This window comes from Saprospiraceae bacterium, from assembly GCA_016716185.1.
Taxonomy (GTDB): domain Bacteria; phylum Bacteroidota; class Bacteroidia; order Chitinophagales; family Saprospiraceae; genus Vicinibacter.
In genome coordinates this window covers 190,636-202,831 of the sequence record JADJWV010000002.1, presented here as the reverse complement: position 1 = coordinate 202,831, position 12,196 = coordinate 190,636, and the positions used below count along the sequence as shown (strand labels likewise).

General features: G+C 42.4%; 7 protein-coding genes. 1 reads left to right on the top strand and 6 read right to left on the bottom strand.

Going from position 1 to position 12,196, the window contains the following annotated elements:
- Positions 1–9 precede the first annotated feature (9 nt).
- The 5 genes from IPM34_02730 to IPM34_02710 form a co-directional block, all read right to left on the bottom strand.
- Positions 10–6,645: an HYR domain-containing protein gene (locus IPM34_02730; GenBank protein ID MBK8954456.1), complete on the bottom strand. Its 6,636-nt coding sequence runs from the start codon at positions 6,643–6,645 to the stop codon at positions 10–12.
- A 678-nt stretch (positions 6,646–7,323) separates the two neighbouring features.
- Positions 7,324–7,956: a SprB repeat-containing protein gene (locus tag IPM34_02725; protein ID MBK8954455.1), complete on the bottom strand. Its 633-nt coding sequence runs from the start codon at positions 7,954–7,956 to the stop codon at positions 7,324–7,326.
- Complete coding sequence (locus IPM34_02720) at positions 7,913–8,461, bottom strand: hypothetical protein (protein ID MBK8954454.1); 549 nt, start codon at positions 8,459–8,461, stop codon at positions 7,913–7,915. The genes IPM34_02725 and IPM34_02720 overlap by 44 nt, the downstream gene beginning before the upstream one ends.
- Positions 8,410–9,579 carry a hypothetical protein gene (locus IPM34_02715; protein ID MBK8954453.1) on the bottom strand — a complete coding sequence of 390 codons (1,170 nt, stop codon included), beginning with the start codon at positions 9,577–9,579 and terminating at the stop codon, positions 8,410–8,412. Before IPM34_02715 ends, IPM34_02720 begins: the two co-directional genes overlap by 52 nt.
- Complete coding sequence (locus IPM34_02710) at positions 9,542–9,928, bottom strand: hypothetical protein (GenBank protein ID MBK8954452.1); 387 nt, start codon at positions 9,926–9,928, stop codon at positions 9,542–9,544. Before IPM34_02710 ends, IPM34_02715 begins: the two co-directional genes overlap by 38 nt.
- A gap of 253 nt (positions 9,929–10,181) precedes the next feature.
- Between IPM34_02710 and IPM34_02705 the strand changes: the two genes are divergently transcribed.
- A complete protein-coding gene (locus tag IPM34_02705; protein ID MBK8954451.1) occupies positions 10,182–11,228 on the top strand; it encodes a fatty acid desaturase in 1,047 nt (348 codons plus the stop codon).
- Positions 11,229–11,273: 45 nt separating this feature from the next.
- Here the strand turns inward: IPM34_02705 and IPM34_02700 are convergent, their stop codons facing one another.
- Positions 11,274–12,014 (bottom strand): transporter, encoded by a 741-nt coding sequence (locus tag IPM34_02700; GenBank protein MBK8954450.1) that lies wholly within the window; start codon positions 12,012–12,014, stop codon positions 11,274–11,276.
- Positions 12,015–12,196 lie beyond the last annotated feature (182 nt).

Sequence of the window (12,196 nt, the reverse complement as noted above, 5' to 3'; positions counted from 1 at the left end):
TTCCTTTTTTTAACGCTCAATATACATTGTGGCCCTACAACTTTGTGCTACTCCCGAGATCTTCACCAAATAAAGTCCTGTACTGAGTTCCAGTTGTTGTAGATCCAGTTCCAATTCTGTAACTTCTTGTTCGATAATTACGTTGTAAACCACTCTTCCGAAAATATCGACAATACTAATCAATTTATGGATTCCGGGATCCCAGTTATTCAAAGTGATGATCACAAAATCCCGCCCAGGATTTGGATGAATATCAATCGATGGAATATATTTTTCACTCAAATTAGAAAATACTAACAACTGTTCGTATTCTTTATTTTTTTGAATTTCATCTTTAATCGACTTTTTCAAAAATCCGGAAGCCAGAGTCGTGAAAAATCCATTTACTGAAGTAGAATTCGCATTCCCGCATTTAGCGCGGACCTGATAATGATAATACGTACTTTCATCAAGATCCATAAACATATGGAGGTTTCCAGGGCCCGATGCCACTGCCCAGGAAGAATAAGGGCCCCATACTCCGGGAGAAAGTTGCTTTCTGATCCTTAACTCATAACCAGTAGCGCATAGTCCCGCAGCCCAGGATACTTTCGCAGAATTGTAGGTGACATCAAAATGACTAACGCTCGTTGGTTTACCGCAGTTGTATGGAGTCACCGTAACTTTCTGGATACAACTTTTGGTATTGCCACTGGAATCTGTTACGATCCACTTTACATTGGTGACACCCAACGGATAAGTTCCCGGAGAATTGTTGGTTAAAGGATATTTGATCGCACAGTTATCAGAAACCACCGGTGTGCCCAATGGAACTGAGCCGGACGGAACTGAACACTGACCCGGAGCCGTGATGACATTAATATTTGGCGGACAAGTGATGGATGGTGGTTCTGTATCTTTCACTTCTACCGTAAAACTGCACATACTCATGTTTCCTGCAGCATCGCTGGCCTTCCATTTGATGGTGGTCGTTCCTTTATTTAACATAGATCCTGAAACGGTATTCATTCCGCTTCCTATCGTCACACCACTCAATTCATATTCAAGACTTACCAAACTACAATTGTCACTCGCTGCGGCATCAAACTCATCTTCCTGAATGACATATTTGCATAATCCTTCTGTCGTTCCGCGTGTGGTTTTTATAGGGCATTCAATGGAAGGAGGTGTATTGTCGTCTCCGGTAAGAACTGTTGTACAGCTTGTACTGTTTCCGTTTCCGTCATCAACGGTAACGGTTATCGTGTGCGTCATCCCATTTCCGGAGTATAAAAATGTACCCGCTGCAGGACTCTGAGTCCAGATAAAGTCCGTTGCACAATTGTCTTCGACTAGGGCTCCATCCGTGAGATCCGGTACAAGAAGTTCACATTTATGATTCAGCGAAACAATCTGAGGGTCTTCACAAACCAATGTTGGTATTTCAGCATCGTTGCCTGTGAGCGTTAAAAAACAGATCGAGCTGTTACCATTTCCGTCATGTACTGTGACCGTAAAATAGTGTTCCATGCCTTCACCAGAGGGTATTAAAGCACCAGCCATGGTACTTTGCTCCCAGGTAAAACTCATTGAACAATTATCAGTTGCACTTGCTTCATCTGTCAAATCTGGTACAAGTAATTGGCAATCCTCGTCCAGTTCGATGGTTTGGCTGGATTCGCAATTGATGAATGGAGGCAACTTGTCATCTCCAATCAATACCGTTAAACACGTTGCGCTATTCCCATTTCCATCATCGACGGTGAGTGTTAAGGTATGCATCATTCCTTCACCGGACGCTAATAAGGTACCCGGTGAAATGGATTGTGACCAGGAGAAACTCGTTGCACAATTATCCGTCGCACTGGCATCATAAGTAGCATCCAGCACATAAAGCTCACAATTCTCATCCAGGCTAACATTATACAATGGCTCACAATCAGGTTCAGGATTGGTTCTATCATCCCCCGTGAGTATTATCTCGCAGGTGTTGCTGTTTCCATTTCCATCATCCACAGTTACTGTCACTGTATGCGTCACGCCCTCTCCGGATGCCAGTGCTGTGTTGACAGCTATGCTTTGACTCCAACTGAACATGCTGGCGCAATTATCTGTAGCCGATGCATCATCCGTTAAATCCGGAACTACGAGTTCACAATTTTCATTTAAAGTGATGACTTGATTTTCCTCACAGTCTGGCAAAGGATCTTCCTGATCATCGCCGGTTAAAATAACCACGCAAGTTCCGGTATTTCCATTTCCATCATCTGCCGTCACCGTAACGGTATGGGTCATTCCTTCACCGGAAGCCAATTCAGAATCCTCTGCAGGATCCTGAGTCCAGCTGAAGGATGTGGAGCAATTGTCAGATGCGATCGCTCCATCTAACAAATCAGGAACGAGCAATTCACAATCTTCATCAAGTATGATCGTCTGATCATTTACGCAAATAGGTAAAGGATCCCTCCTGTCATCACCTGTAAGAATAACAGTACAGCTTGCTGAATTGCCGTTGCCATCGTCGACGGTGACGGTGACCGTATGGGTCATCCCCTCGCCAGATGCTAATTTGCTGCCTATGGTTGGATTCTGCGCCCAGGTAAAATTCATCGAGCAATTATCGGTCGCCGTTGCATTGTTCAACTTATTTGGAACCATCAATTCACAATTCGCATTGAGTGCAACGGTTTGATTGTTTTCGCAATCCGGCACAGGAGGAGTTACATCGTCGCCGGAAATTACTACCGAACAGGTGTTCGTATTTCCATTGCCATCATCGGCGGTTACTGTGATGGTGTGTGACATTCCTTCTCCCGATGCTAATTCGGTACCCGCCAGAGGGCTTTGAGACCAGGAAAAAGATTGAGAACAATTGTCATAAGCATAAGCTCCTGTGACTGCATCAGGCACTAAAATTTCACATTCTGCGTCAAGGGAAATAACACCTCCATTGACACAAATCGGATCGGGTGGTGTGGTGTCGTCTCCGGTCAAAATGACAGAACAAGTGGTACTGTTGCCGTTGCCGTCATCAACGGTAACCGTGATGGTATGGGTCATTCCCTCCCCTGAAGCAATCATCGTTCCGGGTGGTAAGCTTTGTCCCCAGGTAAAACTCGAAGAACAGTTATCGCTTGCCGTGGCCCCATCTGTAAGATCCGGAACCGTTAGCTGACAAAACTGATCCAGCATAATAATTTGATCCGGTTCACAAATTGGTTCAGGGTCTCTTTTGTCATCGCCGGTGAGGACCACCGTACAAGTGTTCGTGTTCCCATTACCGTCATCTACCGTTACGGTGACTGTATGCGTCATTCCTTCTCCGGAATTTAAGCGCGCATCGAAAGCAGGATTTTGCGACCAGCTAAAATTAGCGGAACAGTTATCCGTTGCCGATGCTCCATCGGTTAAGTCGGGAACTACCAATTTGCAGTTTACATTTAAGTTCCGTGTTTGATTATTTTCACAAACGGGATCAGGTGGAATAATGTCATCCGCTGTAATTTTAATGACACAAAAATCGGAATTTCCATTTCCATCGTCTGCGGTAACTGTGACAAAATGCATCATAGCTTCCCCAGATAAAATCAGTGTGGTAGCCGGTGGAGACTGAGCCCATGTAAAGCTATTAGAACAATTATCATATGCCGATGATGCTGAAATAAAATCAGGCATGATAAAGCTGCATGTATTGTCTAAACTGATGGTCTGATTACCTGGACAATATAGGGTTGGTCCGTCCAAATCATCTCCGGTCAGCACAACCGTACACGGGTTTGTATTTCCATTTCCGTCATCGACGGTAACCGTAACTGTATGGGTCATTCCTTCCCCTGATGCCAGTTGGCTTCCGGCTATTGGATTTTGCGACCAGCTGAAATTCATGGCACAATTGTCAGTTGCGGTGGCCATGTCGGTGAGATCTGGTACCGTCAAATCACAAGTTGTATAAAGGCCAACAATTTGATCGGGTTCACAGGTTGGAACGGGATCCTGCCGGTCATCCGCCGTAAGCACAACGGTGCAACTTGCGGTATTTCCATTGCCATCGTTGGCAGTGACCGTTGCGGTATACATGGCGCCTTCTGCCAGACTTAGTTTGGTATTTTGGGCAGGGCTCTGGGTCCATGTAAATGTGGTCGAACAATTATCGGTAGCCGTTGCACCATTTCGAAGATTCGGAACATTTGCCTCGCAATTCACATTCAACAATACGGTCTGATCATTTTCACAATCAGGTATGGGTGGAGTAGTATCATCTCCGGTCAAAACAACCGAACAAGTGTTCGTATTTCCATTACCATCGTCAACGGTCACCGTTATGGTGTGGGTAGTACCTTCTCCAGAGGCCATTAAAGTTCCTGCATAAGGAAATTGGCTCCAGGAAAATAAAGACGAACAATTATCGGAAGCCGTTGCGTCATCCGTGAGATCCGGAACCATCAGCTGACACACGCTATTCAGAACAATCGTTTGGTCGGATTCACAATCTGGCAGGGGAGCCGTATTGTCGTTTATGATCACATCAAAGTTGCATTCCGCTGTGTTACCACAGCCATCTGTTGCAACGAGGACCACATTCACAGTAGTTTCGGCATCGTACAAAGTATTAGGTGCGGGTGTCTGAGAAACGGTAACCAATGCTTGACAATTATCGTCGATATCAGCTAGTCCCGTATAATCCTGTAACAAAGTTTCGCAATTGGAATCTAAAAATTGAGTCTGTGTAGAAGGACAGTCAATGGTTGGATCTGTATTGTCGATGCTGGTTGAATAACTTGCACTTGCAGAGTTGCCACAAGCATCAAATACATATACGGTTATCAGCGCATCGCAAGTCCCCTGAATATCTGACTGTTTGGTGAGATCCACTTCCGCAGTACAATCGTCTATTGCAGTTGTGGCTGCGACCGCTGCCGAAATAGCCTCAGCTGTTGTAGCGTAACAAGGATCCAATTCTGCATCTGATGTGATCATTGGTTCATTGATATCATCCATATTTATCGTTTGAACACAAGAAGCCGTATTTCCGGCAGCATCTCCAACGATCCAGGTTCTCGTGATCACGATCGGACAGGTTCCTGTTGAAGCATCCTGATAACTAACAGTCGTTATTCCCACATTATCGTCGGCATCTCCCTGGTTTGTGGCATTCGAAAAAGTGGCATAATCTGAGCTTGCTTGTACCGTAGAATAAGGAGGATCGAGTGTACCAACCTGCATACAAGAAGAATTATCGGTAATCATTACGGGGCATGTATTGATTTCGGGGGGTGTAACATCGCCATCTGCCATCGTTTTCCATAATTCTGTCCCCGTAACTCCATCTCTGGCAGCAAAGTAAATATAGGGCCCACACAAGGTAAAGAAATCCGGATCAGAACCATTGCCTCCGGGTGGCGGATTGATATTGGCAATATTTACAGTTCCTGCTCCCGTGCCATCGCTTTTCCAGGGTTCTTGTCCGAAACTGGTTTCGTTGGCTTCAAAATAAATTTTAGGGCCTGCTTTATAGGTGTCCTTAATTTGAGAAGTTGATCCTGCACCTCCGGCACGAATATCCTTTACCAGTACCGTTCCTCCATTGGTTCCGTCACTTTTCCACAACTCAAAACCTACGACGCCATCATGAGCAGTAAACATCACCACGCCATTCAGATCGACGAGGTACTGAGGATTGCTGTTGGCTGCACCTGCACGTATGTCTTTAACCATCACTGTACCGGCTTCCGTACCATCACTTTTCCAAAGTTCTTTTCCATTAACGTTATCGTCTGCTGCAAAAAACAACATTCCGCCAGAAGCAGTAAGTTCTTCCGGATTTGAACTTCCTCCGGGATGTATATTTTTCAGCAAAGTAGTTCCTGCATCTGTGCCATCACTCTTCCATACCTCCAGACCATTTATGCCATCGTTGACTACAAAAAATAAAATGTCCCCGACTGCGGTCATTTCTGTAAGATTTGAGGAAGAACCCCCTGCACTTATATTTTTCACCATAAACGTACCGGCAGCTGTACCATCGCTGACCCATAACTCACGACCGTTAGTTCCATCTGTGGCTTCAAAAAATAATTTATTCCCAACTCTGACAAATTCATCAGGTGCAGAATTGGAGGCGCCTGGATTGATGTCTTTAACCAAAACGGTACCTCCCGGGGTTCCGTCGCTTTTATACAATTCCCTTCCCGTGGCATTTTCATCCGCTGAAAAAAGCAGCAGACCATTTACTACCGTCATAAAACTCGGATCCGAACTTCCTCCACCGGGTTTGATGTCTTTAAACATCACTGTACCGGCTAGGGTGCCATCGGTTTCCCATAATTCAGCGCCATTGCTTCCATCATTGGCCTGGAAATATAATTTGGATCCATAAACCGCAAAAAAGGAAGGAATGCTGCTGCCGGCTCCCGGACGAATGTCTTTTAATAAAATAGTTCCTGCATTGCTTCCGTCACTTTGATAGAGCTCTCTGCCTAAGCTTCCGTCTGTGGCTTCAAAATAAAGCAAGTCCTCAAAGCAGACCAGGGAAGCAGGATTTGAATTGGAAGAACTTCCACCAGGATGTATATCTTTAACTTGTGTTGCCTGTGCACAAAAAAAAGCAGGTGTTAAATAAATTAATAAACCTGAAAACAGGCTTCTCAGTGAATGGTTCATTCTCATGGTAAAATCGATTTTAGAAGATAAAGGTAGAACCAAATTGAGTTTTTATGATAACCACTTGAAGTAGTTTAAAATATATTTTTAACCCATATTAGTTTTTTAACAATACAAATGCGATTTTGTCAGGACGAAGTTTCGAAGTTTCGACTTTTGGACCTTTTGTCCCGATAAAATAAGGCTAACTATTTCTTTTCTGAAGTATTATGCTATTTTATCGGGATTTCGACCTTTCGACTTTTTGAAATATAGAAAATGCTTTTCTAAGCTTAGAGTTTTCGTTGTTAGATTTTTGCCACAAAAGCACAAAGACCCGAAGGGACACAAAGAAATTTTGATAGGGTAAACAGCAATGAGTTTATGTCCCGATAAATTAAAGCTACCTATTTTTTTTCTGACGTATTATGCTATTTTATCGGGATTTTGATAAAAAACTAAATAAAAGATCTGCGTCATCTGCGTTTTCTGCGGGAAATAAATGGCACAGGTTTTTCGACATTTCGACATATTGAAAATGCATTTCAATGCTTAGAGATTAGGTTGCCTATTTTCTGTCACGAAGACACCAGAACAAGAAGGAACAAAAAGAATTATTTGGATGCAGTTATCCATTCCGATAAAAGTATGATTTAAAATCAAACCGGACCAGAACCTGCAGAGAAATAAATTTTGTGTTGGGGTTTAGAGTTTTTCAAACCTTAACACTAAATTTTTCCCGGATTTAGACCACAATTGCAAACCATAATATCCCGGTGGCCAGTTGCTGCAATCAATTTCTGTGATTTCAGGATTCAGGTTCCGGATGTATCTGCCCTGTGCATCCAGCAATTCTAATTTGCTTAATCTACCTGGACCATCTACATGTAAACTGATCAATTCTCTTGCAGGGGACGGATAAATGAAATATCGGGTTCCATCAAGGATATTGTCAACTGCTGTTCTTACTTCTATTTTTATATTGACTTGAAGTGTGCAACCGTTATGATCCTGGATACCTATAATGTAGTTGCCTGCGGCCAGTGAATCCAGACGACCACCAGAGATCTGGTATTGATAAGGTGGTGTTCCTCCTGTAATGTCGAGATTTTCAACAGCTCCATCATTATTACCCGGACTTGCATGTTTTATGTTGTAATTAGCCTGCAGGATTGCAGGTTCGGTTAAATTAAATGTGTAAATGGATTCTGTATTTCTCGAAGAAGTGATGGTGAGCATATAATTACCTGCGCTGATGTTGTTTAATTTTAGTGTAGTATCACCAGTGTTCCATTTAAAACGGAAAGGATCCGCTCCAGGTGAGGTCTGCAATTTCAATTCCTCCTTTTAATCCATTGCAACGAATGCTGTCGATGATCACTTTTGAAACCTGGGGTATGCTGCAATCGTAATTGATGGTTTTGCAAATTTGATCGAAGTCGCATGCTCCTTCTGCAATGAGGCAAACCAAAACGTTGCTGGATTTACAATCCAGCACCACATCGAGTTCGTTTCCGGTCAATGTATCTGTTCCAATGATCCATTTTACCTGATTTGTATTTTTTGATTCGGATTTCAGATGCAAAAATTCATAGTCCTTCGAAAAGCTGAAATCCGCTGTCGGCGTGATGTTTAAGATTTTGCTGATGGTGTCTCTTATCCCGCTTGAAAGATTGTAATAATTTCCACTTGCGGAAGTTTCCATTTTAGTTCCCCTGACCATATACTCATACCTGAAACCCGGAAGTAAACAAGCATCTCTGAAAGTAGTATCCATTATGTTTCTTGCAATCACGTCAAATTGAGTGTTGCCTTCAATACGACGATAAACTGTATAACCCATGTTTGCAAGGTTATTGGTATTCCAACGCAAATCAATATGGGGTCCGGATTCAACCAATTGCAATTGACCGGTTCCACTCCAGGGATGCAAGCGCAAAGTGGGATCCCCATCAATGCCATATGAGTTCCACGGGCACTGTAACCGGCGGTATAAGTCGAATTGTTGTTTGTACTTATACGGGTAGAATAACCAATAGTTTCTCCCAGTGCCATATGGTGCAGGGTCCATAAGGGTCTGCCCGACCACGCATTGGTCAGTATGGTACCACTGGCAAGGGCTGCGCGTAAAAAATTATTTGGACTGTCCCAATCTCCAAAATAACTTCCAAATAGAAAAGTAAAAATGGATTGTAAACTATCGTTAGCCATGTTAGCCGTATTTGAAATTCCAGCAGCACCTGTATAGTTTCCACTTCCTGAACCAAAGGAGCAGAGGTAAGATTTTTTAAGCAGACTATCCCGGTAATTACCATAGAACACATTTCCGGGTCCAAAAAAGCTCGAAAAATTTTTCATCCCGCTTTGCCCAAAACCTTCGTCCCTAAAATTAAAATTATCCAGGACGATTCCTCTTTGTTCAGCCTGAATTTGTCCGGTTCTCCATAAGTGATTTTTATCGAGATACCTTCCCAACAACTCCATTTCACTTTTATTCAATGCAGGCATATCAAAAAAGTCAACCCGGCCGACTTCCAGTTCCACATCTGAAGGAATGATACTTTGGTCAAATTTTCCATCGCCGGGAACATTTTTATTGGCCTGTCTTGAAGCTGCATTGTTATCGACAGAAATGTCAGACCATATCCCGTCAACATCTGCATAATAGGTATCTGCAGGCCAGGCCCCCAGATGATCTTGATGTGAATCCGGATTAAAATTTCCGGAATAAGGAACTTTTACATGCCCAAGAATAAACACCGAGCGCAAATCTCGATGGATGGATCTGAAATTGGCAATTTTACTGCGAATATCGGTTACGGATTCTCGGACAGAAGGAACATAGGTCAACACAAACCAGCCCTCATTTGACAAATCATCTTTGAGTATATTGATTTTCGCGGACAATTGTTTATTTACGGTGCTATCGATAAGCAAGAGGACGGTGCCATTCCATTCCATTGCGGGTAAAGCAATTGACGCATAAACATAACCAGACCCAGGAATTGACGTACTGCTTCTGTTTAACCCGATACTCATAAGCTTTATTGATCTCAACACTGGAGTCGGTATAACTGGTTGAATCTTTTGGAAGTGTTGCTCTTACAGCTCCCCAGGATGAGGCTCCTTTCAGTTTTCTGAAAACCGAATAAGAAGTAGCATCCGGTTCTGCTGCCCATTTCAATTTAATCATGGGTGGAGACTGGTTGGTTTCCACGCTGAGCAACACGGAAGCCTTAATGCTGTAATTTTGAGCAAATAAACTGGTTATAAAGAGGTAAAAGCAGGTTGTGAGCAGCCACTTGATCATTATTAAATATTTTTGGTGAAGTTAATCATTCTCTTTGGACTCTGAAAATTGAAGGTACACCTGAGATTAAAATTGGTGCATAACGCCAAAACTTTTATCCACATAGACCATTCTTCTATTTCATAATTAGGACATTAAGCATTGAATTTTCTCCAATATATAAATTCCTGACAATTAAAGATGAGTTTGACTTAAAATTATGTATACATTTAGAGGAAGCTTCCGGTTATCTTTGTATCCATTTCAAAAAGACATGCAGCATCAGGAACTTCAGGATTTTACGGCTAAAGTTAAGCTGGCCCTAAAATCGATCAAAGACTACCAGGTTACAGACAATAAAAAGGCCATTATCCAAATTCTCAATTCTTTCGGCCCGTTTTTACTGATCTGGGTTGCCATTTACAATTTATGGGATTCGTATTTATGGTTGGCTTTGATCTTATGCGTTTTAAACGCACTTTTTTTAGTGCGTATATTTATTATCCAGCACGACTGCGGGCACCAAAGTTTTGTGGCCAATCAGACCGTAAGAAAGATCATAGGTTATTGTTGCAGCCTTGCCAGTTCGATTCCTTATTTTTATTGGGCCAAGTCGCACCATTTTCACCACATGAATAATGGCAGGTTGGAGGTCAGGGATATTGGCGATATCGATACGCTCACGGTGAAAGAATATGCCGCTCTGGGAAGATGGGCGAGATTCAAATACAGATTATACAGATCGCCGTTAGTGATGTTTTTTCTGGGTCCGATTTATTATGTATTTATCCACAATCGCCTGCCCTTAATAGACATGTCTGAATTCAAAAAACTGAAACCCGGATTGTTGCTTAATAATCTCGTGTATATAGCTTTATTTACCGGACTTTGTCTGTTGCTCGATTGGAAAAAAGTTGTGTTGCTACAGGTTGCAATCCTCTGTGCATTTGCGATCATTGCGATTTGGTTTTTTTATGTGCAACATCAGCACGAGCATGGTTACAAGCATTGGAAAGATAAGTGGGAATTCATGTATGCGGCTATTAAAGGCAGCAGTTATTACAAACTGCCTAAAATTATGAACTGGTTTACAGGGAATATTGCCTTTCACCATATTCACCATCTGAATCCGGCCATACCCAATTACAATCTTAAGAAATGTATGGATGCCATTCCCTGGTTTCACAAATACACCACAGAGATCAATTTCTGGCAGAGTTTGAAATTAGCCAGCCATAAACTCTGGGATGAACAGCAGGAAAGGATGATTACTTTCCGCGAGTTTTACAGGCTGGAAAGGCTGGGAATGATCCCTGCTTAGCCATATTTCATAAGTTATAGTAGCAAAATTGAATAGATGCCTGGATCAGCCTCCGGATTTCCAGCTGAAGCCAATCGCCAGGTAGTTCATCTTTCTTTGAATCCCTGTTCCCCAGGAAAAATCCAATTGCATATTGGATTTGAGGAGGTAGGTAAAACCGGCATCGACATTTAATATAAATTCATCCATTTCCTCGAAGGCTCCAAAAGGCTCTACATAAAGTGCGGCCTTTTCTGAAATTGCTGCTCCCAGGGAAAGAGAATACGTCAAATCGCCCTTCCCCTTACCGAAATAATTATAACCAACATTATAACTCAGGCTATTGGATTCCGTGATCTGATGGCTGACACATAATTTATTCAAACTGCCATATTTATCATTGCTCAAAAATCCGGATCCACTGGGCAGCAGGACTTGAGTCAGCAAGGCTAGGTTCGTTTTTTCTGAAGCTGAACGAAACAATTTAAATTTGAGACCAAGTTCCAGATCCGCAATTCCAAACCGGGTATCAGAATTAACCCCTTCACTCACCAACTGGTGATAGACCCTAAATTCGACGGGGCCTCCGAGACCATATCTGAACAAAGTTCCCGGCAACACCAAACCTTGTATACTACCGCCATCGAGATCTTCAAATTGAACACTTACTCCGGTTTCAAACTGCAGTACATTCTTGGGCACACAAAGAGCGCTTTCGGTTTGATCCGGCCGGTCGGTGACAATGGATTGGGCATTTAAATGGGTGCTTAGGAACAGTATTCCAGCAAAGAGGTGTGTATATTTCATATTTGGCTGATAAAATGGAGTTTAAAAGTAGGCAATTACATTATAATAGAATCCAATAATTATCAATAGTATTAAATGAAATAATAATACGAATTTAAAGATTCAAAGAATTTTTCTAGAGTGTATGATTCAAATAATAAATTGAACCTTAGAAAATGAAATTATACATATTAAGAAGATTT

Bases quoted from the DNA above. Each gene is read 5' to 3' on its own strand.
- IPM34_02715 (MBK8954453.1), bottom strand. From the start codon at position 9,579: ATGGAATGGAATGGCACCGTCCTCTTGCTTATCGATAGCACCGTAAAT.
- IPM34_02730 (MBK8954456.1), bottom strand. From the start codon at position 6,645: ATGAGAATGAACCATTCACTGAGAAGCCTGTTTTCAGGTTTATTAATT.
- IPM34_02720 (MBK8954454.1), bottom strand. From the start codon at position 8,461: ATGGGTTATACAGTTTATCGTCGTATTGAAGGCAACACTCAATTTGAC.
- IPM34_02700 (MBK8954450.1), bottom strand. From the start codon at position 12,014: ATGAAATATACACACCTCTTTGCTGGAATACTGTTCCTAAGCACCCAT.
- IPM34_02710 (MBK8954452.1), bottom strand. From the start codon at position 9,928: ATGATCAAGTGGCTGCTCACAACCTGCTTTTACCTCTTTATAACCAGT.
- IPM34_02705 (MBK8954451.1), top strand. From the start codon at position 10,182: ATGCAGCATCAGGAACTTCAGGATTTTACGGCTAAAGTTAAGCTGGCC.